Raw genomic sequence first — 24,570 nt, 5'->3', positions numbered from 1 at the left:
CGAGCGTGTGCTAACAGCTGACTAATGCCGCGGAATAAGGGCATAAATCGCGATATAGCGGCGGGGGAAACGGTTCATGCGCGTCCGTGCGCGCTTGCGGTCCGAAGCTGTCAATCAGGCAATGGCGCCGACGGAGTGGCAACGAGGCGAAAAACAGGTCGTAAGTCGATGCTAGTCGCTATTGCGTCCCCAAAGGCCCGAACTGCACGCCGCCTTTGTGGCGCTCGGAGTGGTCGTTAATCTGTCATGGCGCGATGAGACCGCGACCGAGACGTTCTGGGTACTCCTTCGCGGACTAGCCGAGCTGGAGTGCTCAGGCTGGATCAGGCCCGGCGTGAGTGAGGATCAGATGGCTCTGGTAGTCAGCGGACTTGCCGGTGCCAAGTGACCTAGGCGTGCCCCCCCCCCCGCGGCAGGCTTTCCGACTACTCGATCGTTTTCGAGACAACTGGTTCGTCGCCGTGCGGGGTCGCTATCATGCGCATTGAACGTGAACGGATGTCTGAAGTTGGCAAGCGCAAGAAGGGGCGTGAGCGTCTGTAACTGGGTCCGGACGGCCATTAGTGCGGCGGCCACGACGCCCTGCCAGCGCTCAGGATCGGCGGTCGCCAGCAGATGTTCACCGGCCTGCCAGCGATCGAGCCGCAGCACGCGGGCGGCCATGCGCTCCGGGAGTAATCCGCTGGCCGGGAGGCTGCGTGCCGCCATGCCGGGCACGATCATCATGGCGAGGATCGTGCTGGCGACCCCATATCCGACCAGCCATCGGACGTGTCGGGTCTGCTCGTCCGCCGTGCGCGCGGTTCGTGAGAGGCGACCGATTTCCACGGTCGCCGCTTCCAGGCCATCGCGTGCGTTGCGAATCGTCTTGGCATCCGCCTTGCGGTCTTCGCTGGCCGCCTCCACGATCTGCTCGGCGATGGTGGCGACGGTGAGTGTCATCGCCGGCCGCCTGGCAAGGGTGTTGATCGCGTCGCGATGCTGGTCGAGCCGGGCAGCGATCTGGCCCAGCGTCTCGGTATAGTCGGGCGCGCGCTCCTTCTCGGCCGCCAGCCCCTGAACGGCGCGGGTCAGCAGCGCCAGCCGTTCGCTCATCGCGTCGAACGCTTCCGCGGCGCTGCGGGTGGGGGTGTCGTCGTCATCCATCGTATCGTCTCCTCATCGTTCGATTCCCCGGTCGCGCTCGCGGCCGAAGCCGATGCTGGCGGCGAGGTCGTGCGCGAGCCGGCCGCCTGCCTCGATCTCCAGTCCGAGGTCGCGGCGGTCGCGTCCGCGCAGCGCCGATTCCAGTTGCGGGTCGCGTTCGAGTTGCTTCGCCATCCGGCCCATCGCGCCGCGATGCTTGCGGTAGCCCTCATGGTCGCCGCGCTCGTTCGCTGTATCGGCCGCGCGTTCATGGCCGCGCCAGTCGGCGACGAAGCGATCGGCGCGACGGTCGGGATCGGCCCTGATTTCCCGTTCGAGTTGCAGTGCCTGTAGCGCGCGTTGCGGCTTGCCACCCGCCGCTTCTGCGACCAGCGAACCGTCGCGACCAAACGCTTCCTCCATGTCCCTCGCCGCGCCCAGGGCGGTGGCGTTCATCGCCTCGCGGGCCTTGTCGAGTTCGGCGATCTGGTGCGGCAGGACGGGCAGGTCCTTGTCGTGCATCGACCAGATGGCGGCAACCGCACGGGCATGACGCCCGACCGCTTGGTGACGGTCCTGGTCGCGGCTGTCCCGCGCCTGCCGTGCCGGCTCGACGGCTGGTGCGTTCGGACGGAAGTCGGCGAAGATGCTGTCAGACCGTTCGCGCTCGGCAGGCCGGGTGCGATCCGGCTGCGACGTCCGTTCGCTGCCAAGGGCGCGGCCCAGTTCGAGTCCGTCGAAGATGCCCCGCGCCTTTTCGACCACGGGCCGGATGATCTCGGCGACGCGCTCGCGTAAGGTAATGCCGCGCCGCTCGGCGTATTCGCGGGTCGGATCGGCCTTGGCATAATCGCTCGCCATGTCCTTGCCGCGCTCGCGCGACAGCGTGCGGGTGAGCCGCCCCTGATCGGCGAAATCGTCGCGGCCATAGTGGAGGTCCATGCCGTCGCGGTGGCGTGACAGCGCAACATAGGCCCCGTGCGCGTCCATCCCCGGCGTGGCGAGGACATGGGCGCGATCCACGGTCATGCCCTGCGCCTTGTGGATCGTGGCGGCGTAGCCGTGGTCGAGGTCAGCATAATCCTTCAGGTCGAACGACACCGCATGGCCGGTGTCGGTGCGCACCGTCATCGCCTTGCCATCGACCTGCTCGATCGTCCCGAGCGTGCCATTCTTAACGCCCAGACCGCGTTCGTTGCGCAGGAACATCACGCGGTCGCCGCTGGCGAAGTCGCGAGCACCGCGCGTCACGGTGAGGAACACGTCGTCGCCGAGTTCGCCCGCCTGCCGCATCAGCCCGCGCGCGGTCTCGTTGAGGTCGCGGACCTCGGCATTGGTATGGGTGAGGATGATCCGCGTCGCGTCCGGGCTCGCGCGACGCTCGCGGTCCCAGCGCTCGGCCAGTTCGCTTCGCGCCGCCTCGCGCGTAGCAGCGGCATGGACCATGTCGTGCTCGGCATAGGCATGGACGGCCTGACCGGTGCGACCGGTGGCGAGATGGCGGGTGGCGTCGCGCTGCCAGCCTTCGCGTTGGCGGCGGACCTTGGTAATTTCGATACCGCCATGCCGCTCGTGGATGGCGCGGAACGCCGCGCCGGCCTCGATCGACTGCAACTGCTGCGGGTCGCCGACCAGCACCACCTTCGCGCCCGCCTCGGCGGCATGGGACAGCACGCGCTCCATCTGGCGGGTGCCGACCATGCCGGCCTCGTCGATCACCAGCACGTCGCGGGCGGAGAGCATGTCGCGGCCCTGCGCCCAGCCATGTTCCATGCTGGCGATGGTGCGCGACGCGATGCCGGAGCCATTCTCCAATCCTTCGGCCGCGATCCCCGACAGGGCCGCGCCGCGTACGTTGCGGTCGGCCAATTCCCATGCCTCGCGCGCCACGCCCAGCATCGCGCTCTTGCCGGTCCCTGCATATCCCACGACGACGCTCAAGCCGCGCTCGCCCGTGACATGCTCGAACGCCGCGCGCTGCTCGCCCGTCAGCACCAACCCGCCCACATCCGCGCGCGCCAATGCGGCAGCGCGCTGGTTCTCATCCACGCGGTGTGGCGCGCGCTCGGCCATCAACGCGGCAGCGCGCTGCATCCTCTGCTCGGCCTCGATCATTTCGCGACTGGTGAAGCGCTCGTCGCCACGCCCGTCCGCGCCCAGCACGATCAGGTCCGGCGAGGCGCGCACCGCCGCCGTCGCCGCGTCGAACTGAGTCTGCCCGTCGCTGTGCCGGTGGACGAACATCGCGAGGTCGCGCCGGGTGAACGTCGCCTGTTGGTGCGTGATCGCGTCGAGCGCGACGCGCGGCTCGGCGATGATCCGTTCGCCATTGCGCCGCGCGATTTCGCGGTGCTGCTCGATTCGCTCGGACTCCAAGTCACGCGCGCCCATCCGCGACGCGGCCGGGCCGATCTTGTCCTGCGGTTCGAGGTCGATCCCCTGCGCGTGCAACGAGCGGTGATCGATGCGGGCGTCGATATCGAGTTCGGCCAGGCGGGCGTTGACGTGATCGGCCCAGCGTTCGCGCCACTGCTCGACCAATTCGGTGCGGTTCCAATCGCGCACCTTCTGCCCGAACCCGTCCGGCCCGGCCTCGCGCATCGTCAGCATGACATGCGCGTGCGGCTTCGGCTGGCCGTCGCTGCCGATATCCCAATGGACGTTGAGGTCCGCGATCATGCCGCGCGCGACGAACTCCGACGCGGCGAAGTCGCGCGCCAGCGCGATGCCGTCCGCCTTGCTCATCTCGCGGGGAATCGCGAACTCGACCTCGCGGGCAAGCTGCGCGTCCTTGCGCTTCTCTTGCCGCTCGACATCGTTCCACAGCCGTTCGCGGTCGCGCCATTGCTCGGGCGCGTTCGCCGGCAACAGGATTTCGCTATGCTCGACGCCGGCCTTGGCGCGGAAGTCGTGGTCGCGGTCCAGCCGCTCGTCGTGGAGCAGGTCGCCCGCGCGGTAGGCGGCAGCAGCGACCGCGCTGCGCCCGCTCGACCGGCTGATGACCTGCACGCTGAAATGGTAGATCGCCATGGCGGCGACACCATCTACACTTCTGAGCGCACGTCGGAACGACGTATAAGCGCGCCCTTCCTGATAAAATCCGGGAAGGGATCGGGTGGTGTCAGTCAGTCCCGCTGTCTCTACTGCGCCAACGTCACGGCTCCATTATCATCGTCGTACTACATCAACAATGGAGACCGTTATGCGCAAGGCGCGTGACTATGATTCAGAGCTCAAAGCGCTTGCCGACAAGGCGCGACAACTAAAGGACCGCCGCTTGCGCCAGCTCGGCGAACTGGTCGCCGCGACGGGCGCCGATGCACTCGACGCCGACCTGCTCGCGGGCGTCCTGCTCCAAGCCGTGGCGACCAGGGATGACGCGACGAAGGAGGCGTGGCGCGCGGGCGGCGCGGCCTTCTTTCGCAGCCGGCAGCGCAAGACTGCGCCGGCACCTCAACGTCAGCCGGGCAGCACTCTACCGCTCGACGGTGGCGCGGCATCGGCTTGAGGCAGGAAAGGCACGCACCGACATGCGCGACTGGCAGGTCAAACGACGCGAGCGGACACGCCACCTGATCGAACTCGGCGGCCTCGTCGCGAAGGCCGGTCTGGTCGATCTCACCGACGATGATCGCGCCACGCTCTACGGCGCGTTCCTCACCCTCGCCGACAGGCTGCGTGGCGACGAACGCGCCACCGCGCTCACTCTGTGGCAGCGCCGGGGCAAGCGGGCGTTCAACATGGAAGGAGAAGTGGGCGGCCCCCCGCCTGCTAGGGCGTAATGGAGATCGGATTGCAGCGGCTACCAGCCCCATTCGCGTGTGATCCCAGTCGCACGAGTTGCAGCGTGTCGTCGTCGGGCTTCCGGTAGATCAGCACGAGATCAGGCTTGACGTGGCAGTCGCGATGATCGCGCCAGTCGCCGGTCAGCGCATGGTCGCGGTGGCGCGGCTCCAGCGGATCGTCGTTCGCCAGCGTCTCAATCACCGGGAACAGGTCGGCGTCGAGCTTGACCCGATGCTGCTCCTTCTTCTCCCGCTTGTAGTCGCGCTCGAACTGGCGGTGCGCTCAATTGTCCGCATCGAGGTCGGCCATCAGCGCCGCCATCGTGCCGACGCGCTTGGTCTTGCCTTCGCGCGCCTCGCGCATCGCGGCGATGGTCGTGGCGTTCGGCACCAGCGGCTCGAACGGCAGCGCCTTCGCGTGCGACGCGGGTCAGCATCAGACGCACCGCATCCGACACGGTAAGCCCCATCGCCGCCAGCACGGCGGCCGCCTCCTCCTTCACGGTCCCGTCGATCCGGAATTGCCACAGCGGCGTCACTGTCAACAGCAGGGGAGGCAGACGCTCCCGCTTGACAGCATATCCCATTCAGTCCGACCATATGCGCGCTTCATCACCACCGCGCGGGCGTCCTTGTGAAAGGCTCGTCCCATGAACGACTCGACCTGACGACGATCGAGCGCCAGCGGATGCGCTCGATGGCAGGTGCTTCACGGCGTCGTTCTGACACAAGGTGAGACGAAAGTTTCGCCGATTTCGCGCAGAATGATCGTCCGCCCATTGCCGCCGGTAGCTGCCTATTGCCGCCGATCCCCGCCGGTCACCCGACCTGTCGCACCCGACATAGCCCAACAGCGCTCAAGTGGTTCCTTGTCTTCGACGGCCATGCCGCCGATCCTGCCTTCTTGTCAGCGCCACGCGTCATCTGGAAAACCGACATGCAGAACCTAGACCGCATCATTCGCTTGAGAACCGTACTTGCCCGCACCGGACTGTCCCGATCGACACTTTACCGCAAGATCGCGGACGGTACTTTCCCCCGCCAGTTGTCGATCAGCACTCACGGTGCCGGTTGGCGGGAGTCTGCGGTCAATCGCTGGATCGCCGACCCCGCCGGGTACCGCGAAGACCAAACCGCCTGATGCGCCTGTCGCCACGTCCTCGTATTTGCTGGCGAGGGCGTGGTGACGGCATCGGCTGCGAAATTTGGGCGCGCAGCGTTTATGGAGTGGCAAGTTCGAGCGGCCTGAAAGCAGGATTTATCGTGGGTCGAAAATAAAACGACGCAAAACGTCTATCACTCCCTTCCGGTTTAACGCGTTACTTGCCTCGAACAATCCAGCTCTTCCTATAGTCCGTATCGGATGTACCACTTCGAGTATCGCTCCATATGCGCGATCTCGCGTCATGAAATCGTCGATCATTATCATGCAACCGGCATTGACGTGCAGAAAAGCCGTCATAAGCGTCGCGACGCGAAAGCGACCATCGATGAGGATAAAGTCGGGTGTGAAGTCGCTCGGCATCTGATCCCAGATGCCGAGCGAGTAATTCGGCCACTTCACCCGATCACATGAGGTTGTCGGATATCCCCAAGCGCCGGTGTTCCCGATATCTGCGACCAAGACATCAAGCCGTGATTTTGTCAGAACACGGTCTCGATACGTCCGGACAAGCTCCGCATATGCTCTGCTGGTCTCCACGCTCACGATATGTGGAACATTGATGTCCATGGCGAGGCGTGTGCTGCCTCCGCTACCGAACTCCAGATAGTTTCGTGAACCCCGAAGCAAATCCGCGAGTGCGAGGACTTCCGCCTCCGGCATGAAGGGCCGATCGGGGAGGGTATCTTCGCTGCCGCCCGGTTGGCTCTCTTCAGCCACCGGTATCTCCATCGGCATGACGGGCGTGAATTTCCGTGATCTGTCCGCCATCGATCTGGAAGAGGCGGTTCGCGCGCTGGATCGTCTCGGGACGATGAGCGATCACGATGCGGGTGCAATCGAGAGCGCGCACCGCTTCGCCGACATTGCGTTCCGTTTCGATATCGAGATGGGCAGTCGCTTCATCGAGGAACAATGCGGCAGGCTGACGGTAAAGGGCGCGCGCCAGCACTACCCGTTGCCGTTGCCCACCTGAAAGCACCGATCCCATGTCGCCGACCGCTGTGTGATATTGCATCGGCATTTTCTCGATATCGTCATGAATGCTGGCTGCTTTGGCGACCGTCACGATGCGAGCATTGTCGGGTTCGGGGTCGAACAGGCATATGTTGTTTGCCAATGACCCGGCGAATAGCGTGTCATCCTGGGCGACGGAGCTGATCTCCCGTCGCCAGCGGGCAACGCCATAAACGCCCAGGGGCTGGCCCTCGATCAGGATTTCTCCGGCGGTAGGATGAAGCAGACCCATCATCATCTTCATCAACGTCGTCTTGCCCCCCCTGAAGCCCCGACCAGCGCGATCATCTCTCCGGGTGCGATACGAAGGTTGATCCCCCGAATGATCTCCGGTTCGTGGGGAGCGTAACGGAAGCGGACGTTTCGAAGCTCGATCGATACCGGATCCCGATGGTCGGCGGGCGCAATCAACCCCCTCGGCGGAGATAACGCCTCGGGATGGCTGAGCGCGATATCGCCGATCCGCGACAAGTGCATATCGAGGAGTCTGAAGCTGACCGCCTGTTGCAACAAGCTGGTGCCTGCGGCGATGAACTGTTGGCGATAGGCTTGCAGGGCGAATATCATTCCCAGCGACAGCGTGCCATTCATGGCAAAACGGATGGCGATGTAAACGAACAGAACACGTTCGAGACTGAGTACAAGCTCCTCGCCAGCGGTGAAGCCCGCCGTGATCCGTCCGGCCTTGATCTCGGCATTCGCGACATCGGCCTTCATCTGCTGCCAGAGCCGCTGGCGATTTCCTTCTTCGCCGAACGCCTTGATCGTGGCGGCACCGCGGATCGTCTCGATGAACGCACTGGACTCGCGGGCGCTGGCGGCGATGAGATCGATATTGGCCTGCTTCAGAACCGAGAAGAAGGCGAAGCGCAAGCCGACGGTCAATGCGAGAGCGAGCACCGCAAGCGCGGCGAGTGCCGGCGAGTAGAGGAACATCAGCCCAAGCGTCAGGAGGGCCATGATCCCATCGACCAGTGACGCGATCAACCCCTGGCTCAGGATATCCGATATGGGCTTCGTCGAGCCGAAGCGCGATACGATATCGCCGACATGTCGTCGTTCGAACCAGGGCAGCGGCAACCGCAGAAGATGCCGGAAGAGGTTGACCGTAACCTGATAGGACAGCGACGTCCCAAGACGGATCAGGACCAGCGATCGTACCCACGAGGTGACCATCGAGATGACGGCGAGTCCGGCGAATGCCATGTCGACCGGCGACGCTGCCGATCGGGATGTCAACGAGATATTCGTGTATTCCTATCGAACGGTTCCGGCCAAGAGCCCTTTCTGGGCCGCTCTGTCTACGGCAGGCTGTCCGGTTCGCATTTTCATGGATAACCCTTCGCCAGAGCATCTTGCCCAATGGGCAGTGGCTGGTCACATTGTAGAGCCTCGACCGCTTTCATTCGAGCGGATCGCAAGGCAGGCCAAGATGGTCGTCTGTCACGGGGGGCATGGGTTCATCTCTTCGTCCATGATGGCCGGCTTGCCCACCTGTGCTGTCTATTCCGATCTTGAAAAGCGCCTTAATGGCGAGGCCGTTGTACGCACTGGTACAGGCGCGGCAGTCAATCTGTTTGGCGTGACGGCGAATGAAATCGCCAACGCAATTCATGCGGTTTATAATTATGATATTTACTCGCAACGCGCGAGAACCATTTCGAATGAGATTGATCGCAGGCAATATCCCAGTTTGCTATCGGCGTTGGAAAGCGCGTGGTACAGCCTTTAGGAACAAGTCACTCAGTACGATTTTCATCGTCCGATATGGCCCATTTTCGTCAAAATTGGTTTGCGCGCTCGCAAGTGATGCTTTCCGCCGCGTCCGAATGGTCGATCCGGCATATCCAGATACGCGGCGGAGTCGGGTTAGGCTGCTCTCTTCGTAATCTCCCTGAATACGCCTGTGACTACCTTCTGCTCTTGACGCAGCGAATCGAGATGGTCGGACCAATGCTGCATCATCCGCACCCGCTCATCCCAATATTCCCCCCGCGTATAGGCGCGGCGGACGGCATTGTTGTCGCAATGGGCCAACTGGCGCTCGATCGCGTCAGGGTGCCAAAGCCCCATCTCGTTGAGCAACGTCGCTGCCATCGCCCGGAAGCCGTGGCCGGTCATTTCGTCCTGCGCGAAGCCCATCCGACGCAAGGCGGCGTTAATGGTGTTCTCCGACATGGGCCGATCGACCGAACGCAGCGACGGGAATAGGTAGCGGCTGTAGCCGGCGTCATGCTCGATGGTGGCGAGGATCGCCAGCGCCTGCCGGGAGAGGGGGACGGTATGCGCGCGCCGCATCTTGGACTTGTGCGGCGGGATCGTCCACAGCGCCCTGTCCAGATCGAAGTCCGCCCATTCGGCGTGGCGAAGCTCACCGGGGCGGACGAACACATGGGGCAGCAGGCGCAGCGCCGCCTTGGTGTTGGCGAAGCCCTCGAACGCCTCAATCGCGCGCAGCAGGCCGCCCGCACTTTCGGTGCTGGTGATCGCAGCGCGGTGGACCGGCTGGGGGGCGATCAGCGCCCCGCGCAGGTCCGCCGCCACGTCGCGCTCGGCGCGGGCCGTCGCGATGGCGTAGCGGAATATCTGGCTGCATGTGCTGCGCAGGCGCTTGGCCGTCTCGTACTTGCCCTTGCCCTCCATCTTGCGGAGCATGACAAGAATTTCTTGGGCGGTGATCGAGGCGATGGGGCGTTTGCCGATCGACCCATTGATAAAGGCCAGCAGCCAGCGCAGTTTCCTCATCGTGACGGCGGAACGGCCTTCGCGCTCGACCTTCGCCAGCCATTCGTCGGCCACGGCCTTGAAGCTGTTGGCGGCGGCGACAGTCGCGGCAAGCCGGTCCAGCCTGGCCTTCTCGGCGGGATCGTCGCCCTTCGCCAGCACCTTGCGGGCGGCGTCGCGCTGCTCGCGAGCATCGGCAAGTCCAATGTCAGGGTAGACGCCGAACGCGAGCGTCTTCTGTTTGCCGAGGTGACGGTAGTTCATCCGCCAGTAGCGCCCACCGTTGGGCGTCACGTAGAGGAACAGGCCGTCGCTATCGGTCAGTTTATAGGGCTTTTCCCGGCCCCTGGAGTTCTTGATGGCAGCGAAGGTGAGTGCCACGATGGTATCTCCGGCTCGGGGAGGGCCGCGCTACCATCAGACATACCATCAGCATGGTGGTATCCGGTGGTGCGAGACCGCTCCGCATGGGATACCTGTACCACGAAAAACCGCAGATTTCCGCCGTTCCCGGCACCATCTGGAACCCTCTGGGAGAGGATTTTGGTGACCCCTACGGGAATCGAACCCGTGCTTCAGCCGTGAAAGGGCCGCGTCCTAACCGCTAGACGAAGGGGCCGTCAGGCGTGGAGGTGCGCCTAGAGGACTTGTCGGACTCCGTCAAGCGGTCAATCGACCCATGCCGCATCATCTACATGCAATTCTGCAACATTGCGGCCGGACCAGTCATCGAGCTTGGGGCGCCCGGCCAACCACAAGGTGCGCGAAGGGCCGGCGCTGAGAAGCGCCTGGCCGAGCGCGGAGGCGGCGGAGCGCCAGGCCATCGCCTTCAAACGCGCGCCGTCGGGACCTGCCACAATAGCGCGGACATGATCGGTTCCGACCAGGTCGGCGCGGATGACGCGGAACGGGCCGGCCGCCACGCGGGGAGCAGGCCAGCCGACGCCGTAGGGGCCGCCAGCCTCCATCGCCTCGACAAGGGCAGCATTGACCCCGGCCGGGGACAGAACCGCATCCAGAAGCAGGGCGCGACCCTCGCCGGCCCGGTCCACCGCGTCGCCCAGGCGTTCCTCGAGAAATACTGCCAGATCGTCCAGCCGGTCCTCGGCGATCGTCAGGCCGGCGGCCATGGCATGACCGCCACCCGCGGTGAGGATGCCCTGTTCCTTGGCGGCCAGGATCGCAGCGCCGAGGTCGACGCCGGTGATCGAGCGGCCGGATCCCTTGCCGATGCCGTTCTCGTCCAGCGCAATGACGACGGCAGGTCGGCCAAGCTTTTCCTTGAGGCGGCCGGCAACGATGCCGATCACGCCGGGATGCCAGCCGTGTCCGGCCACGACGGCCACGCGGCTGCCGGTTGCGGCAAGCGTCTCGGCGGTCGCCTGAACACCAGCCTCGATCTGGCGGCGCTCATCGTTCAAGCGATCGAGTTCGATCGCGATCGCCTGTGCCTCGGCGGGATCGCGTGTGGTGAGCAGGCGCACACCGAGATCCGCCCGGCCGACCCGGCCTCCGGCGTTGATACGCGGCCCGAGTGCGAAGCCGAGATCGGCGCAGGTCGGCGCACGGGTAAGCCGCGACGCCTCGATCAATGCGGCGACGCCAGGATTGCGGCGCTGGGCCATGACCTTGAGCCCTTGTGCCACAAAGGCCCGGTTCAGGCCGCGGAGTTGCGCCACATCCGCCACGGTGCCGAGCGCAACGAGATCGAGATGGTCGATCAGGCGTGGCTCGGCACGGTCCCCGAAATGGCCACGCATGCGCAGCGTTCGGATCAGCGCCGCGGCGAGCAGGAAGCACACCCCCACCGCTGCCAGATGGCCATGGGCTGCGCCCTCGCCCTCGTCGAGGCGGTTCGGATTGACAAGGGCATGGGCATGCGGAAGCGCGGCGGCGCATTTGTGGTGATCGATCACCACGATGTCGATCCCGGCGTCGCGTGCCACGGCCAGGGCGTCGAAAGCTTGCGCGCCGCAATCGACCGTGACGATCAGCGATGCGCCTTCGTCCTTCAGTCGAAGAAGCGCAGGTCCGGACGGACCATAGCCTTCCAACAGACGATCGGGAATATAGGGGCGGGCTTCCAGCCCGAGATCGCGCAGCACGAGCAGCAGCAGGGCGGCAGAGGTCGCGCCATCGACGTCGTAATCACCAAAGATCGCGATCGGCTCGCCCGCCTGTACGGCATCGGCGAGCCGCTCCGCGGCCCGGTCCATGTCGCGGAACATCGAGGGATCGGGCATGAAGCCGCGAATGGACGGCGATCGATGGTCGTCCAGCGCTTCGGGTGGGCATCCCCGCGCGAGCAGTAGTTGCGTGACGAGATCGTCCGGGGCCATGCCGTCGCGACCGTCCGCCGCGGTGGCGCGCCACTGCCAGGGCTGGCCGAGGATCGAGGATGCGATGTTGAGAACGTGGGTCATGGCCGGCGGGCTGGCCCTGACCGGACGACGGGCATTTGGCAGGATGGGAACGTCACGCGAACGCTTTGCCATAAGCGGCGCCGACGCGACAGGGGTTTCGCGCCATCGATCCCCCCGTAGACGTCCGTCGGCTGAACACCGTGACCGCTCAGTCCGACAGCGGCTCCAGCAACACGGTCGTGCCTTCCACATGGGCGATCCTCAGCCGGGCGCCGGCTTCCGCATCGGGGCCGCGCGCCGGCCATTCGCCGTCGCCGATACGAGCGCGACCCTCGCCGCCGCGGATCGGGGTGGTGACGGTCGCGATCTGGCCGATCATCCGCGCCGCGCGATCGTTGAGGCGCGGGTCCGTCGATTCGACCGGATAGTCCCGGTACCAGCGCCGCCCGATCAGAACGGCGACACCGCTCCATAGACCAAAGGCACCCAGTTGGGCCGCGATGGGCAGGTCGGGGAGTGCCCAAGCGAGTGCTGCCGTTATGCCTGCCGCAATGGCCAGGAAGATGAGGAAGACGCCGGGGACGAACAGCTCGGCGATGGCGAGAACAAGCCCCGCCGCCGCCCAGATGCCCGGCGCCCCGATGTCGCTCCCAATCATGTGCGCGGCACCGTGACGTTGCCGGACCGGTTCGCCTTTTCAGGCGTGGAGGCCAGTGCTTCCTTGGCGAGTTCGCCGATGCCGCCGAGCGTGCCGATCAGCTGTGTCGCCTCGACGGGGAACAGGATCGTCTTGGCATTGGGACTGGTGGCGAACTTGCCCACCGCCTCGACATATTTCTGTGCGACGAAATAGTTGATCGCCTGCGTGCCACCGGCGGCGATCGCCTCCGACACGACAAGCGTCGCCTTGGCCTCCGCCTCCGCGGCGCGCTCGCGGGCTTCGGAGTCGCGATAGGCGGATTCGCGCCGGCCCTCGGCCTCCAAGATGCGGGCCTGCTTCTGCCCCTCGGCGCGCAGGATCTCGGAAGCACGCGAGCCTTCGGCCTCCAGGATGTTGGCGCGCTTTTCCCGCTCCGCCTTCATCTGGCGGGCCATGGCGTCGACGATATCGCGGGGCGGGCGGATGTCCTTGATCTCCACGCGCGTGATCTTGACGCCCCAGGGGGTGGTCGCATGATCGACGACGTTGAGCAGCCGCGCGTTGATCTCGTCGCGCTTCGACAAGGTTTCGTCCAGATCCATCGCGCCCATCACGGTGCGAAGATTGGTGGTCACCAGGTTCAGCAGCGCAACATAGAGGTCGGAGACTTCATACGCCGCCTTGGGCGCATCGAGAACCTGGAAGAAGACGACCCCGTCGGTCGAGATCATCGCATTGTCCTTGGTAATGATCTCCTGCCCAGGAATATCGATCACCTGCTCCATCATGTTCACCTTGCGGCCGACCCGGTAGAAGAAGGCGGGATAGAAGTTGAAACCGGGCGCCGCGGTGGTCGTGTAACGGCCGAAATGTTCGATCGTATATTGATAACCCTGCCGGACGATCTTGATCGACGACATCAGGTAGAAGAGCACCAATAGCAGCGCCAGTGCGGCGATCGTCAGTCCCATCTCGGTTGCTCTCCCTGTTGGCCGTGGCGGTACGGTATAGCACGCAGCCGAAGGGCGCGCGAGCGACGCGCGACAGGCTTGCGGCGAGCCATGTCATTCCACCCTAGCGGCCGCGCGCCTCTTTGGTTACATGGCCCGCCACTTGTTCCCCTCGCAGGAAATGGCAGCCCCCATGGACATCCGCCTCGGCCTCACCTTCGACGACGTGCTTCTCGTACCGCAGGAGTCCGACGTCCTGCCGAGCGGCGCCGACACGCGGACGCAACTGACGCGCGAGATCGCACTGAACATCCCCGTCCTGTCCGCCGCGATGGACACGGTCACGGAGGCTGACATGGCGATCGTGATGGCGCAGCTCGGCGGGATCGGTGTGCTGCACCGGAACCTGACCGTCGAGGAACAGGTGGCGGCGGTGCGGCAGGTGAAGCGCTTCGAAAGCGGCATGGTGGTCAATCCGATCACGATCGCCCCGGATGCGACGCTGGCCGACGCACAGGCGCTGATGGCGCGGCACCGGATCAGCGGCATCCCCGTGGTGGAATATGACGGCCGGCTGGTCGGCATCCTGACCAACCGCGACGTGCGCTTTGCCGGCAATCCGCAGCAGCCGGTGTCCGAATTGATGACGAAGGACAATCTGGCGACCGTATCGGTCGGCGTCGGTCAGGAGGAAGCCCGCCGTCTGCTCCACCAGCGTCGGATCGAGAAGCTGTTGGTGGTGGACGACGCCTATCGCTGCGTCGGCCTGATCACGGTCAAGGACATCGAAAAGGCGGTGACCTACCCCGACGCCACCAAGGACGCCGCCGGGCGGCTGCGCGTCGCGGCTGCGACCACGGTCGGCGAAAAGGGCTATGCCCGCACGCGCGCTCTGGTCGAGGCCGAATGCGACTGCGTCATCATCGATACGGCGCATGGGCATAACCGGGATGTGGCGCGGGCGGTCGAGCAGGTGAAGAAGCTGTCGAACACGGTGCAGGTGATTGCAGGCAACGTGGCGACGGCAGAGGCGACGCGGGCGCTGATCGATGCGGGGGCGGATGCGGTGAAGGTCGGCATCGGGCCGGGTTCGATCTGCACCACGCGCGTGGTGGCCGGCGTCGGCGTGCCGCAGCTGACCGCGGTGATGGGTTGCGCCGAGGAAGGGCACAAGTCGGGCGTGCCGGTGATCGCCGATGGCGGCCTGCGCACCTCGGGCGATCTCGCCAAGGCGCTGGCGGCCGGCGCGTCGACCTGCATGGTGGGATCGCTGCTGGCGGGCACCGAGGAGGCGCCGGGCGAGACGTTCCTGTATCAGGGGCGGGCGTACAAGTCGTATCGTGGCATGGGGTCGGTCGGTGCGATGGGGCGTGGTTCGGCGGATCGCTATTTCCAGGGCGATATCAAGGACCAGATGAAGCTGGTGCCCGAAGGCATCGAGGGGCAGGTGGCGTTCAAGGGCCCGGCTCGCGACGTGATCCACCAGCTCGTCGGCGGGATCAAGGCGGCGATGGGCTATACCGGTTCGGCGACGATCAAGGACCTGCGCGAGCGGGCGCGCTTCGTGCAGATCACGGGAGCCGGGCTGAAGGAAAGCCATGTCCACGACGTGACGATCACCCGCGAGGCACCGAACTATCCCACGCGCTGATCCGGAGACGAAGGCATGACCCCGGCCGCACGAACACAGGCGGCGATCGAGCTGCTGGATGCGATCATCGGCGCGGCACAATCCGGCGGTGCGGCGGCGGACACGCTGATCGCGCGCTATTTCGCCGAGCGGCGCTATGCCGGATCGAAAGACCGGCGCGCTGTGCGCGAGCGGGTCTATGCGGCGATCCGTGCCGCCGGCGACGTGCCGGCGTCGGGGCGCGCGGCGATGGTGGCGCTGGCGGATGCCGATGCGGAACTGGCCGCGACCTTTGACGGGTCGCGCCACGGCCCGGCGCCGATCGCGGCGGACGAGGCGCGCGCGGCAGGCGGCGTGGCGCCGGCCTGGCTGGAGGCCGCGCTGCTGGCATCGGGGCTGGAGCGGCAGGCGTTGCCGGCGCTGGTCGAGCGGGCACCCCTCGATGTGCGGGTCAACCGGCTGATCGCGACGCGCGACGACGTGCTGCCCGCCTTTCCCGATGCGGCACCGACGCCCTTTGCCGAACACGGTCTGCGCCTGCCGACAGGGAGTGCGGTGGAGGCGAGCACGCCATTCGCCGAAGGCGCGATCGAGGTGCAGGACGAGGGCAGCCAATTGGTCGGCTCGGCGCTGCAAGCGGTGCCCGGCGAACGCATCGTCGATCTGTGCGCGGGCGCGGGCGGCAAGACGCTGGCCTTGGCGGCGGCGATGGACAATGCGGGCGCGTTGCTGGCGTGCGATATCGATCGGGCGCGGTTGCAGCGCCTGCCGCAACGCGCGGCGCGGGCGGGGGTGACGATCGCGGAAACGCGACTGATGAACCCGGCCCGCGAAACCGAGGCGCTGGCGGACTGGCTGGGGCTGGCGGACGGCGTACTCGTCGATGCGCCTTGTTCGGGGACGGGCACCTGGCGGCGCAATCCGGAGGCGCGGTGGCGGCTTACCGCCGAGCGGCTGGCCCGGTTGCAGGCGACGCAGGCGCATGTGCTGGACGTGGCGGCGGCGCTGGTGCGGCGGGGTGGACGGGTCGTCTACATCGTCTGCTCGCTTTTGGACGAAGAAGGCACGGACCAGGTTGCGGCGTTTCTGGCGCGCCACCACGGCTGGCGCGCGGAAGAACCGTCGCTCCCCGCCGGGCGGGGGCATGGCCAGGGCTGGCGACTGGACCCGGCGGCGGACGGCACCGACGGCTTTTTTGTCGCGCGGTTGCGGGCCCCATGCTAGCGTTCCGTTCCGTGCCCCAGTTGGAGACGATCATGCGCTTCTCGTCCTTCACCCTCGCAGCGGCGCTCGCGGTGGTGTCGGTATCGACCTCGCTCAGCGGGCAGCGGCCCGATGACCAGATCGATGCGCGCTCGTTGCAATTGCTGGCGGAAGGACGTGCGTTGCGCGCCGCCGGCAATCTTGATGGGGCGACCGATGTGCTGGAAACCGCGGTGACGGTCGATCCGCGCAATCGGGCAGCCTTTGTCCTGCTGGGTGAACTGGCGACGCAGCGCGACCTGCCGGGCAAGGCGATCCGGCTGTACCGTGAGGCGCTGTTGCTGGAGCCGAACGACCGGTCCGCGCTGGAAGGGCAGGGCGAAGCGCTGGTGAAGAAGGGCGCGGTAACGCGGGCCAAGGAAAATCTGGCGAAGCTGCGGACGCTCTGCAAGGGCGAGTGCAGCGAAGTGACGACGCTGGCCGCGGCGATCGCCAAGGGGCCGCCGGTGACGACCGCGGCGGTGGAAAGCAAGGCGGCGGTCGCCAAGCCCTGACTTTTGGGGCGTTTACCCGCATCGGCTGATTACGGTCGAGCGGGCTTGCTAGAGCCGGAACGGGTGCTTGTATGCGGCACTGTTTCGTGCGGCAACGCGTTTTTCGATACACCGTCTCGACACGCGGCTTTGCCGCTACTCGACGGTTACTCGAGACGAACGGGTGGGGCCCGACGAGCGGGCAGGTGGGCTGAGCAAGCCCCGGCCTGCCTCAGCCCAGTGCGCGGGCCAGTGCGATAAACTCTGCGACCGACACGGTTTCCGCCCGGCGGGTGGGGTCGATGCCGGTCGCCTCCATCGCGGCGTCGGCACCCGCGACGGCCTTCAGGCTTTGGCGCAGCATCTTGCGGCGCTGGCCGAAGGCGGCGGCGGTCAGGCGTTCGAGCGTGCGGAAGCGGATGCCCTCCGGCGCCTCCTGCGGAACGAGGTGAACGACCGCGGACATGACCTTTGGCGGTGGCGTGAAGGCGGAGCGATGGACCGGCATCGCGATCTTCGCGCTGCATCGCCACTGTGCCAGGACGGCCAGCCGCCCGTAAGCCGATGTATCCGGCATGGCGACGATGCGCTCCGCGACCTCTTTCTGGAACATCAGCGTGCAGGATTGCCACCAGGGCAACCACGCCGACGACAGCCAGCCGACGAGCAGCGCCGTGCCGACATTATAGGGGAGGTTGGAGACGATGTGCGGCTTGGTCGTAAACAGCGCGGAGGTATCGACCTGCAGCGCGTCGCCCTCGATCACCTTCAGCCGATCGGGAAATGCCTCGGCCAGTTCGGCAAGCGCCGGGATGCAGCGGCGGTCGCGCTCGATCGCGGTGACGCGGGCGCCGGCCTGAAGCAGCGCGCGGGTAAGGCCGCCGGGGCCGGGGCCGATTTCCAGCACTTGCGCTTCAGACAGATCGCCGGGAATGGCCGCGATGCGGGCGAGCAACTGGCCGTCGAATAGGAAATTCTGGCCAAGCGCCTTTGACGCGGCGAGGCCGTGGCGTGCGATTACGTCGCGCAAGGGGGCAGGGGATGCAGCGGTGTCATGTCAGAGACCGAGGCGCGCCCGGTGTGCCGCCGCTTCGCTGGCCATGCGGATTGCCGCGATCATCGCGCCGGGTTCTGCCGCATCCATGCCGGCGATGCCGAAGGCGGTGCCGTGGTCCGGCGAGGTGCGCACGATCGGCAGGCCGAGCGTGATGTTCACGCCTTCATCGAAATGGAGCGTCTTGAGCGGCACGAGCGCCTGATCGTGATAGCAGCACAGCACCGCGTCATAGCGGGCACGGGCGCGCGGGTGGAACAGCGTGTCGGCGGCGAGCGGGCCGGTGATGTCGATCCCCTCTGCCTGCAACTGCGCGATCGCCGGCTCGATCACGTCGATTTCCTCACGCCCGATCGCGCCGCTTTCCCCGGCATGGGGATTGAGCCCGGCGACCGCGAGGCGAGGCTCGGCGATGCCGAAGTTGCGGAACAGACCGCGCGCGGTGGCACGTGCCTTGGCGAGCACGAGATCGACGGTGATGAGGCCGGGCACCTGGGCAAGCGGCACATGCGTGGTCATCGGCACGACGCGCAGCGAAGGGCCGGCGAGCATCATCACCGCATTGGCACCGGCAATGCCGCAGCGTTCCGCCACGAACTCGGTCTGTCCCGGATGGGTGAAGCCGATCTGATAAAGCTGCGCTTTCGATACCGGTCCGGTCACCAGCGCGCTGGCGGCGTTGGAGCGGACGAGGCCGACCGCCAGTTCGAGCGCATGGAGCGCGCAGCGGGCACCCTCCACATCCGGGCGACCGGGCGTGATCTCGCCCGCGTCCTCGACCGACAGGACGGGCAACGCGTCGGGAAAGGCGACGACGGCGGAGCGGATATCCTGCACCACCGTGATCGGCCCGTTCCAGACGCGGGCGATGGCCCGGTCGTCGCCCACCGCCACGAAGGGCGGCAGGCCGTGTTCGTCACGCGCGGCCCAGGCCTTGGCGATGATCTCCGGCCCGATGCCGGCAGGATCGCCCATCGATACGGCCAGGGGCGGGATCACGCCGTCAGCGCCGATCAACGATATTCCACCACGGCGTCGCGGCGGAGATCGCGCATCTTCTGCTGCGCGCGCAGATTGACGCGCTGCTGTTCCAGTTGCTGCTGGACCTGATCGGGGCGGGGCAGCGAGCCGGTGGCGGGGGGATCGTCGCGACCGCACAGCACAAGGGCGCGCACGCCGCTCTCGGCCGAGCCGAAGGGCGGGGTCGACTCGCCGATCTGCATCTTCAGCAGAATGTCCTGCAACTGGGGCGGCAATTGCCGGGCCGGCACGCCGTCATTGTCGACGACCTCCGCACCGATCGTCGCCGCGGTCTTGTTCACGTCGCCGCAGCCGCGGATCGTCTTGGTCACCTCGGCGAACTTGGCGGCGCGGGCGGTGGCCTGTGCCTGGGTCGTGCCGGCAGGGAACTTGATCGTCAGCTGCTTGAGTGCCAGACGCGCGTCGCGCGGGTCGGAGGTCAGCACCTGGCGCTTGTCGACGAGGTACAGGATCGAGAAGCCGCCGGGGATCTCGATCGGGCCGGCGACCTGACCGATCTGCATCGACTGGGCCGCCTGGGCGAGCTCGGGCGGCAATTGCGCGGCACGCACCCAGCCCAGATCGCCATCGACGCCGCGTGTCGACGCCTCCGAGAAGGTGCGGGCGAAATAGCCGAAGGGCTGCTGCCCCTTCTGGATCTCGGCCAGGATCTGGCGGGCATTGGCGAAGACCTGCGCCGAGGTCGCCTGGTTGGCGGACAGGTAGATTTCGCGGAGGTTGAACTCCTCGGTGCCCTTGGCGGCTTCGAGGCGGTCGAGGATGCCCTTCACCTCTTCCTCGCCGACATTGACGAAGGGTTCGACGCGCTTGCGCAGATAGCGGCTCCACGCCAGCTCGCCCTCGATCTGACGCTTCAGCGAACGCTCTGACGAGCCCACTTCGCGCAGATACTTGTTCATTTCAGCCGGCGTGCGGTTGAAGTTGCGCGAGACGCGGACATAGCTCTGGTTGATCTCGTCGGGCGTGACCGCGATCTCGGCGCTCTTGGCCTCCTGGATCTGCAGCGTCTCGTCGATCAGCTGGCGCAGCACCTGGAGACGCAGGCGCTCCTTTTCCTCGGCGGGCAGGTTGCCGGCCTGGTTGGCGGCCATGATCAGGCCCATGCGCTGGTCGACGTCGGTGCCGGTCAGCACCGTGTCGTTGACCACCGCGGTCGGCTTGCGGACATTGGGATCGAGCTTGCCGAAGATCTGGAGGTTCGACGGAATGTCGAGGCCGCCGGTCTCCGGCACCGACCGGTCGGGCACCGTCTGCGCAATGGCGCCGGTCGCGGCCGCCGCCAGCATCAGGAGAACTGCGCCGCGCATGCCGCGAACGTTGGAACGAATTGGCTGCTTCACCGTGTCTGCTATCCTTATCGCACCCAGGCAGACGCCCTTACCCGCAAGGTACGTCGCAATTGTGACGCGCTTTGCCTGCATCTTGCTGAATAGCGGCTTAGCGGCCGAGATTGGTGAACGCCAGCGTCAAGGAGTAGCTGTTGCCGCTGCGCGCGTCGCCGGTGTTGTTGTAGAAACGCTGCCACGCAAAGCCGAGCCGGACGCAGTCGTCCTCATATTGGAAGCCGACGCGGTGGCGGACGGGATCGAAGCCGCTGGCGGTCGACAGGGGGTCCTCGCGCCGGTTGGTCAGATCGATCACCGCCGAGCCGAAGGCGGACCAGAAGCGGGCGAACTGGACCCGGCCGGCGACACGGGCTTCCTCGCGGTCCTGCAGATCCTCGATGGCGGGGAAGATGTTGCGGTCGAGCCGGAGATAGCCGATCTGGGCATAGGTCGCGCGCGAGCCGACGACCGCGTCGATCTCGTTGCGGCGAACGGCGAAATTGTCCTTGTCCAGCCGGTAGCGGTGGATGACCGAGACCAGATCGCGGAAGCGCAGCTCGGTGCGCCCGACAAAGTCCGACCAGCGATCCGACAGGCCGGTACCGTCGTAAAAGATCGTCGGGCGGCTGTTCAGGCGGTAGCTCTGGCCGATCACCGTGTTGATGGTGAAGCCGGGCAAGGTGAGCGCCCATTCGCCGCCATAGGTGACGCGGGTCGAATCCTCGAACCGGTCATAGCCGGGGAAACGGTTGAGTGCGAAGAGGTTGGAATCCTCCAGGTCGACGGCGCGGGCATCCTCGTTGGGGATTTCGATATTCTTCAGCTTGGGGCTGGCGACCACCTGCACGCGCGGGGTGAAACGCTGCGTCCCGCCGAACAACTCGCCGATGAACGGCCACTTCACGTCGGCGGCCACCGCGCCGATCGCGCGGCCCTGGAACCCCTCCATGCCGCGATAGATGAGCGGGCTGCTGGCGATGTCCTGCGCATTGTACGCATCGGCGCGGCCATAGGCGGTCAGCGTCACCTCCTGCCCCCAGTTGGTCAGGCGGCGCAGGTCCCAGCGGGCGCTGGCAAAGGCGCGCTGCGTGTCCTGCCCGTCCGACCGGCTGATCGCGAGCGAGTTCAACTGGACCTGCACCTTGCCGCCGACCAGCCCGTCGTCGAAACGGTAGCGCCAGTCGATCTCGGGCAGCGCGATCGGTTGCAGCCCCTGCCGGTCGTTCACCCGCAGCGTCTGCACGTACCAGCCAGTCAGCGCGAAATAGCTGTTGGTGCCGATCCGCTGGAGGCTGGCGGTGGTGCGCAGCCGGTCGTCGCGGGAAATGTCGTAGCGGCGCAGGAAGGTACGGTCGCTGGCCAGGCGCAGCGATCCGCTGAGGCTCCATTCCGGCGAGAACTGGTAGCGCCCGGTGCCGTCCAGATAACCGCGAAGTGCCATCGAGGTGTCGGTCGGGTTGGCGGTGGTCAGGTCGTCGCTGCGCCGGCTGACGGTGGCATAGCCGGTGACGCGGAACGCACCCTGCGTGTCGAGCGACTCGTAGGTCGCCTGCATCATCGGCAACACGTCGCTGAACACGTGCGGCGCGACCATCAGGCCCTTGTTGGGGGCGAGGCGCCAGTAATAGGGGGTCACCACCTCCAGGCCGTTGACCCGGTCGAGGCGGATGTCGGGCGCCAGAAAGCCGCTGTCGCTGCCCTCACCGATCGGAACCGACAGCTTGGGCAGCGGCACCGCGGGCAGGCCGAACAGGTTCATCCGCGCCCCGCTGAAATAGACGCGCTGCCGTTCTGGGCGATAGGTGACACGAACCGCGGTGATCTTCCACGACGGGTTCTTGGGGCAACCCTCCGAGGTCTGCACCGCGCAGGGCGTATAGGCGGCGCGATCGAGGTTCAGCGTGCCGTCCTCCTGCCGGGTGCCGCGCACCGCGGCAAGCCGGCCGCCCTGTTCGAGAACGACCAGCATGTTGTCGACCACGCCGCCTTTCAGCGAGTCGGTCAGCTCGATCTGGTCGCCATAGGCAATGTCGCCTTCGGGATTGGTGATCGCAACATCGCCGTCCGCCACGACCTTGCCGGTCTTGCGGTTCCAGGTGACCGTGTCGGCGCGCAGCCGCTGCCCCTGGCGCGCCATGCGCACGTCGCCGGTGGCCGTGACGATGTCGGCCTCGGTGTCATATTCGAGCTGCGCCGCGCTGAACCGCACCTGATCCTCGGGCGTCGGCGCGCCGGGCGAGGCGGGGGCTACCGTGCCCTCGGCCGGTGGGGGAACGGCACGATCCTGCAGATCCTGCCCCGCAGCCGGCATGGCCGCCAAAAGGACGAGTGGGAGGGAGCAGCCAGCCAGGAGGTCGATACGCAACACGATTCAGTCGGTTCCATCTCTTGGCAGCATCGAGACGGAGCCGCCCTGACCGGCCCCGTGGCAAGCGACGCCTATCGCAAACCCGGAGCGCTCCTGCAATCGTGCGCTTGCCGTTAGGCGCAGACGCCCTAGATGGAGGCGCATCTTCAACGAAAGGTCCCCCATGCAGATCGCATTCGCCTCTTCCGTACCGAACGAGGGTGTTCTCGTCCTTCCCGTGGCGACGGACGGCGTCGCGCAGGTGCGTTCGGATGCGGCGGGCGAGGGGCTGGCGGCGTTGGCCGCGACCGCGGCCGAGGCTGGGCGCTTCAAGGGCGAGGCGGGCACGCTGGTCGAACTGTTCGTGCCGCGGGACGGCGCGGTGCGGCAGGTGGTCCTGGCGGGCGTCGGCGCCGGCAGCGAGACGGAATGGGCCAAGGCGGGCAGCGCGCTGTCCGCGCGGCTGCTGACCTCCGGCACCACCGCCCTGACGGTCGATCTGGGGGGCGCGCAGGCGACCCCGGCGGCCGTGGCGGCGTTCGCGACGGGCGCGGTGCAGCGCGGCTGGCGCTACGACGTCTATCGCACCACCCAGAAGGAGACGGCCAAGCCGACGCTGGGCACGGTGACGCTGGTGAATGCGCCGGATGGCGCCGAGGCGGCATGGGAAGTAGGCCTCGCGCTCAACGGCGGGCTGGCGCTGACCCGTACGCTCGTCACCGAGCCGCCGAACAAGCTGTACCCGGAAAGCTTCGTGGAGCGCGTGCTGCGCGAGGTGGAGGGGCTGGGCCTCGAAGTCACCGTGCTCGACGAGGACGCGATGCGCGACCTGGGCATGGGCGCGCTTTTGGGCGTGAGCCAGGGCTCGACGCGCGAGGCGCGGCTGCTGGCCCTGAAGTGGAACGGTGCGGGCGAGGGCGATCCGGCGCTGGCGCTGGTCGGCAAGGGCGTGACGTTCGACACCGGCGGCATCTCGATCAAGCCGGCCGCCGGCATGGAAGACATGAAGTGGGACATGGGCGGCGCGGGGGCCGTGGCCGGTGCGATGAAGGCGCTGGCCGGCCGCAAGGCGAAGGCCAACGTCATCGGCGTAATGGGCCTGGTGGAAAACATGCCCGACGGCAACGCCCAGCGCCCCGGTGACGTCGTGACGTCGATGTCCGGGCAGACGATCGAGGTCATCAATACCGACGCCGAAGGGCGGCTGGTGCTGTGCGACGCGCTGACCTGGGTGCAGAAGACGCACCGCCCCAGGACGATCATCGATCTCGCCACGCTGACCGGCGCGATGATCATCAGCCTGGGTCACGAACATGGCGGCCTGTTCTCCAACGACGATGCGCTGGCGGACAAGCTGCTGGCGGCGGGCAAGGCGAGCGGCGACACGCTGTGGCGCTTCCCGCTCGGCGATGCGTACGACAAGCTGATCGAAAGCCATATCGCGGACATGAAGAATGTCGGTCCGCGCGGCGCCGGATCGATTACCGCGGCACAGTTCCTGAAGCGCTATATCGACGAGGGTGTCGCCTGGGCGCATCTGGATATCGCCGGCATGGTGTGGGCCGACAAGCCCGGCACCTATCATGACAAGGGCGCGACCGGATACGGCGTGCGGCTGCTCGACCGGCTGGTCGCCGAGCATTTCGAAGGCTGAATGGGGGAGCGGCGTCG

General features: G+C 66.5%; 21 protein-coding genes, 1 tRNA gene and 2 pseudogenes. 8 read left to right on the top strand and 16 right to left on the bottom strand.

The genetic code is table 11. The annotated features are described in order from the left end of the window. Nucleotides 1-345 precede the first annotated feature (345 nt). Nucleotides 346-1,146, bottom strand: coding sequence for a DUF6118 family protein (locus tag NPJ82_RS10220; RefSeq protein WP_342657284.1), 801 nt, complete (start codon nucleotides 1,144-1,146; stop codon nucleotides 346-348). 12 nt (nucleotides 1,147-1,158) lie between these two features. Beyond that, nucleotides 1,159-4,155, bottom strand: a complete 2,997-nt coding sequence (traA, locus tag NPJ82_RS10215) for a Ti-type conjugative transfer relaxase TraA (protein ID WP_342657283.1) — start codon at nucleotides 4,153-4,155, stop codon at nucleotides 1,159-1,161. A 172-nt stretch (nucleotides 4,156-4,327) separates the two neighbouring features. Between traA and NPJ82_RS10210 the strand changes: the two genes are divergently transcribed. Then, nucleotides 4,328-4,633 (top strand): conjugal transfer protein TraD, encoded by a 306-nt coding sequence (locus NPJ82_RS10210; RefSeq protein WP_342657282.1) that lies wholly within the window; start codon nucleotides 4,328-4,330, stop codon nucleotides 4,631-4,633. A 22-nt stretch (nucleotides 4,634-4,655) separates the two neighbouring features. Next, nucleotides 4,656-4,907: a conjugal transfer protein TraD gene (locus NPJ82_RS10205; protein ID WP_342657281.1), complete on the top strand. Its 252-nt coding sequence runs from the start codon at nucleotides 4,656-4,658 to the stop codon at nucleotides 4,905-4,907. On the opposite strand, the pseudogene NPJ82_RS10200 reads toward NPJ82_RS10205, so the two are convergent. Further along, nucleotides 4,897-5,207 (bottom strand): annotated as a pseudogene (locus NPJ82_RS10200) (type II toxin-antitoxin system YafQ family toxin). The gene NPJ82_RS10205 and the pseudogene NPJ82_RS10200 sit on opposite strands and share 11 nt — an antisense overlap. After that, nucleotides 5,194-5,497, bottom strand: a pseudogene (locus NPJ82_RS10195) (type II toxin-antitoxin system RelB/DinJ family antitoxin). The pseudogenes NPJ82_RS10200 and NPJ82_RS10195 overlap by 14 nt, the downstream one beginning before the upstream one ends. A gap of 350 nt (nucleotides 5,498-5,847) precedes the next feature. On the opposite strand from NPJ82_RS10195, the gene NPJ82_RS10190 reads away from it, so the two are divergent. Beyond that, nucleotides 5,848-6,051 carry an AlpA family phage regulatory protein gene (locus NPJ82_RS10190; RefSeq protein WP_342657280.1) on the top strand — a complete coding sequence of 68 codons (204 nt, stop codon included), beginning with the start codon at nucleotides 5,848-5,850 and terminating at the stop codon, nucleotides 6,049-6,051. A gap of 117 nt (nucleotides 6,052-6,168) precedes the next feature. Here NPJ82_RS10190 and NPJ82_RS10185 read toward each other — a convergent pair whose 3' ends face one another. The 3 genes from NPJ82_RS10185 to NPJ82_RS10175 are packed head-to-tail and all read right to left on the bottom strand — an operon-like array spanning nucleotide 6,169 to nucleotide 8,295. Further along, nucleotides 6,169-6,792 carry a hypothetical protein gene (locus NPJ82_RS10185; RefSeq protein ID WP_342657279.1) on the bottom strand — a complete coding sequence of 208 codons (624 nt, stop codon included), beginning with the start codon at nucleotides 6,790-6,792 and terminating at the stop codon, nucleotides 6,169-6,171. Then, nucleotides 6,785-7,333: an ATP-binding cassette domain-containing protein gene (locus tag NPJ82_RS10180; RefSeq protein ID WP_342657278.1), complete on the bottom strand. Its 549-nt coding sequence runs from the start codon at nucleotides 7,331-7,333 to the stop codon at nucleotides 6,785-6,787. Before NPJ82_RS10180 ends, NPJ82_RS10185 begins: the two co-directional genes overlap by 8 nt. Beyond that, complete coding sequence (locus tag NPJ82_RS10175; RefSeq protein WP_342657277.1) at nucleotides 7,333-8,295, bottom strand: ABC transporter transmembrane domain-containing protein; 963 nt, start codon at nucleotides 8,293-8,295, stop codon at nucleotides 7,333-7,335. Before NPJ82_RS10175 ends, NPJ82_RS10180 begins: the two co-directional genes overlap by 1 nt. On the opposite strand from NPJ82_RS10175, the gene NPJ82_RS10170 reads away from it, so the two are divergent. Further along, nucleotides 8,294-8,821: a nucleotide disphospho-sugar-binding domain-containing protein gene (locus NPJ82_RS10170; protein ID WP_342657276.1), complete on the top strand. Its 528-nt coding sequence runs from the start codon at nucleotides 8,294-8,296 to the stop codon at nucleotides 8,819-8,821. The genes NPJ82_RS10175 and NPJ82_RS10170 overlap by 2 nt on opposite strands. Before the next feature lie 137 nt (nucleotides 8,822-8,958). On the opposite strand, the gene NPJ82_RS10165 is transcribed toward NPJ82_RS10170, so the two are convergent. From NPJ82_RS10165 to NPJ82_RS10145, 5 genes are all read right to left on the bottom strand, one after another. Next, nucleotides 8,959-10,194, bottom strand: a complete 1,236-nt coding sequence (locus NPJ82_RS10165) for an integrase arm-type DNA-binding domain-containing protein (protein ID WP_342657275.1) — start codon at nucleotides 10,192-10,194, stop codon at nucleotides 8,959-8,961. A 163-nt stretch (nucleotides 10,195-10,357) separates the two neighbouring features. Next, nucleotides 10,358-10,432, bottom strand: a tRNA-Glu gene (locus NPJ82_RS10160). A gap of 49 nt (nucleotides 10,433-10,481) precedes the next feature. Then, nucleotides 10,482-12,236 carry a single-stranded-DNA-specific exonuclease RecJ gene (recJ, locus tag NPJ82_RS10155; RefSeq protein WP_342657274.1) on the bottom strand — a complete coding sequence of 585 codons (1,755 nt, stop codon included), beginning with the start codon at nucleotides 12,234-12,236 and terminating at the stop codon, nucleotides 10,482-10,484. A 148-nt stretch (nucleotides 12,237-12,384) separates the two neighbouring features. Continuing rightward, a complete protein-coding gene (locus tag NPJ82_RS10150) occupies nucleotides 12,385-12,834 on the bottom strand; it encodes an NfeD family protein (protein ID WP_342657273.1) in 450 nt (149 codons plus the stop codon). Beyond that, nucleotides 12,831-13,787, bottom strand: coding sequence for an SPFH domain-containing protein (locus tag NPJ82_RS10145; RefSeq protein WP_342657272.1), 957 nt, complete (start codon nucleotides 13,785-13,787; stop codon nucleotides 12,831-12,833). The genes NPJ82_RS10150 and NPJ82_RS10145 overlap by 4 nt, the downstream gene beginning before the upstream one ends. Before the next feature lie 172 nt (nucleotides 13,788-13,959). Here NPJ82_RS10145 and guaB point away from each other — a divergent pair, with 172 nt between their 5' ends. From guaB to NPJ82_RS10130, 3 genes are read left to right on the top strand one after another with little or no spacing between them, the layout of a single operon-like run. Continuing rightward, a complete protein-coding gene (guaB, locus tag NPJ82_RS10140) occupies nucleotides 13,960-15,417 on the top strand; it encodes an IMP dehydrogenase (protein ID WP_112383593.1) in 1,458 nt (485 codons plus the stop codon). 15 nt (nucleotides 15,418-15,432) lie between these two features. Continuing rightward, nucleotides 15,433-16,620 carry an RsmB/NOP family class I SAM-dependent RNA methyltransferase gene (locus NPJ82_RS10135; RefSeq protein ID WP_342657271.1) on the top strand — a complete coding sequence of 396 codons (1,188 nt, stop codon included), beginning with the start codon at nucleotides 15,433-15,435 and terminating at the stop codon, nucleotides 16,618-16,620. Between the two features lie 32 nt (nucleotides 16,621-16,652). Further along, the gene (locus NPJ82_RS10130) at nucleotides 16,653-17,153 is read left to right on the top strand and encodes a tetratricopeptide repeat protein (RefSeq protein WP_174236672.1); all 501 of its coding nucleotides are present in this window, start codon (nucleotides 16,653-16,655) and stop codon (nucleotides 17,151-17,153) included. A gap of 211 nt (nucleotides 17,154-17,364) precedes the next feature. On the opposite strand, the gene rsmA is transcribed toward NPJ82_RS10130, so the two are convergent. The 4 genes from rsmA to lptD all read right to left on the bottom strand — a co-directional run bounded on the left by rsmA (nucleotide 17,365) and on the right by lptD (nucleotide 22,863). Beyond that, nucleotides 17,365-18,162 (bottom strand): 16S rRNA (adenine(1518)-N(6)/adenine(1519)-N(6))-dimethyltransferase RsmA, encoded by a 798-nt coding sequence (rsmA, locus tag NPJ82_RS10125; RefSeq protein ID WP_342657270.1) that lies wholly within the window; start codon nucleotides 18,160-18,162, stop codon nucleotides 17,365-17,367. 27 nt (nucleotides 18,163-18,189) lie between these two features. Beyond that, complete coding sequence (gene pdxA / locus NPJ82_RS10120) at nucleotides 18,190-19,161, bottom strand: 4-hydroxythreonine-4-phosphate dehydrogenase PdxA (protein ID WP_342658996.1); 972 nt, start codon at nucleotides 19,159-19,161, stop codon at nucleotides 18,190-18,192. Between the two features lie 38 nt (nucleotides 19,162-19,199). Continuing rightward, entirely contained in the window at nucleotides 19,200-20,534 is a 1,335-nt protein-coding gene (locus NPJ82_RS10115) for a peptidylprolyl isomerase (RefSeq protein ID WP_112383597.1), read from the bottom strand. A gap of 130 nt (nucleotides 20,535-20,664) precedes the next feature. Beyond that, the gene (gene lptD / locus NPJ82_RS10110; RefSeq protein ID WP_342657269.1) at nucleotides 20,665-22,863 is read right to left on the bottom strand and encodes an LPS assembly protein LptD; all 2,199 of its coding nucleotides are present in this window, start codon (nucleotides 22,861-22,863) and stop codon (nucleotides 20,665-20,667) included. Between the two features lie 220 nt (nucleotides 22,864-23,083). On the opposite strand from lptD, the gene NPJ82_RS10105 reads away from it, so the two are divergent. After that, on the top strand, nucleotides 23,084-24,553 hold the full coding sequence (locus NPJ82_RS10105; RefSeq protein ID WP_342657268.1) for a leucyl aminopeptidase: 1,470 nt from the start codon (nucleotides 23,084-23,086) through the stop codon (nucleotides 24,551-24,553). Nucleotides 24,554-24,570 lie beyond the last annotated feature (17 nt).

Source organism: Sphingomonas sp. NY01 (genome assembly GCF_038809135.1).
Lineage (GTDB): Bacteria > Pseudomonadota > Alphaproteobacteria > Sphingomonadales > Sphingomonadaceae > Sphingomonas > Sphingomonas carotinifaciens.
The sequence above is the reverse complement of the archived record's forward strand: the minus strand, read 5'-3'. Positions and strand labels throughout refer to the sequence as shown.

What these genes read in the sequence shown, in the direction of transcription:
- NPJ82_RS10130 (WP_174236672.1), top strand. Translation starts at nt 16,653, where the DNA reads ATGCGCTTCTCGTCCTTCACCCTCGCAGCGGCGCTCGCGGTGGTGTCG.
- NPJ82_RS10150 (WP_342657273.1), bottom strand. Translation starts at nt 12,834, where the DNA reads ATGATTGGGAGCGACATCGGGGCGCCGGGCATCTGGGCGGCGGCGGGG.
- NPJ82_RS10175 (WP_342657277.1), bottom strand. Translation starts at nt 8,295, where the DNA reads ATGGCATTCGCCGGACTCGCCGTCATCTCGATGGTCACCTCGTGGGTA.
- guaB (WP_112383593.1), top strand. Translation starts at nt 13,960, where the DNA reads ATGGACATCCGCCTCGGCCTCACCTTCGACGACGTGCTTCTCGTACCG.
- lptD (WP_342657269.1), bottom strand. Translation starts at nt 22,863, where the DNA reads ATGCCGGCTGCGGGGCAGGATCTGCAGGATCGTGCCGTTCCCCCACCG.
- NPJ82_RS10115 (WP_112383597.1), bottom strand. Translation starts at nt 20,534, where the DNA reads ATGCGCGGCGCAGTTCTCCTGATGCTGGCGGCGGCCGCGACCGGCGCC.
- NPJ82_RS10135 (WP_342657271.1), top strand. Translation starts at nt 15,433, where the DNA reads ATGACCCCGGCCGCACGAACACAGGCGGCGATCGAGCTGCTGGATGCG.
- NPJ82_RS10170 (WP_342657276.1), top strand. Translation starts at nt 8,294, where the DNA reads ATGTCGACCGGCGACGCTGCCGATCGGGATGTCAACGAGATATTCGTG.
- NPJ82_RS10190 (WP_342657280.1), top strand. Translation starts at nt 5,848, where the DNA reads ATGCAGAACCTAGACCGCATCATTCGCTTGAGAACCGTACTTGCCCGC.
- NPJ82_RS10180 (WP_342657278.1), bottom strand. Translation starts at nt 7,333, where the DNA reads ATGAAGATGATGATGGGTCTGCTTCATCCTACCGCCGGAGAAATCCTG.
- recJ (WP_342657274.1), bottom strand. Translation starts at nt 12,236, where the DNA reads ATGACCCACGTTCTCAACATCGCATCCTCGATCCTCGGCCAGCCCTGG.
- NPJ82_RS10220 (WP_342657284.1), bottom strand. Translation starts at nt 1,146, where the DNA reads ATGGATGACGACGACACCCCCACCCGCAGCGCCGCGGAAGCGTTCGAC.
- NPJ82_RS10210 (WP_342657282.1), top strand. Translation starts at nt 4,328, where the DNA reads ATGCGCAAGGCGCGTGACTATGATTCAGAGCTCAAAGCGCTTGCCGAC.
- pdxA (WP_342658996.1), bottom strand. Translation starts at nt 19,161, where the DNA reads ATGGGCGATCCTGCCGGCATCGGGCCGGAGATCATCGCCAAGGCCTGG.
- NPJ82_RS10105 (WP_342657268.1), top strand. Translation starts at nt 23,084, where the DNA reads ATGCAGATCGCATTCGCCTCTTCCGTACCGAACGAGGGTGTTCTCGTC.
- NPJ82_RS10145 (WP_342657272.1), bottom strand. Translation starts at nt 13,787, where the DNA reads ATGGGACTGACGATCGCCGCACTGGCGCTGCTATTGGTGCTCTTCTAC.
- NPJ82_RS10205 (WP_342657281.1), top strand. Translation starts at nt 4,656, where the DNA reads ATGCGCGACTGGCAGGTCAAACGACGCGAGCGGACACGCCACCTGATC.
- traA (WP_342657283.1), bottom strand. Translation starts at nt 4,155, where the DNA reads ATGGCGATCTACCATTTCAGCGTGCAGGTCATCAGCCGGTCGAGCGGG.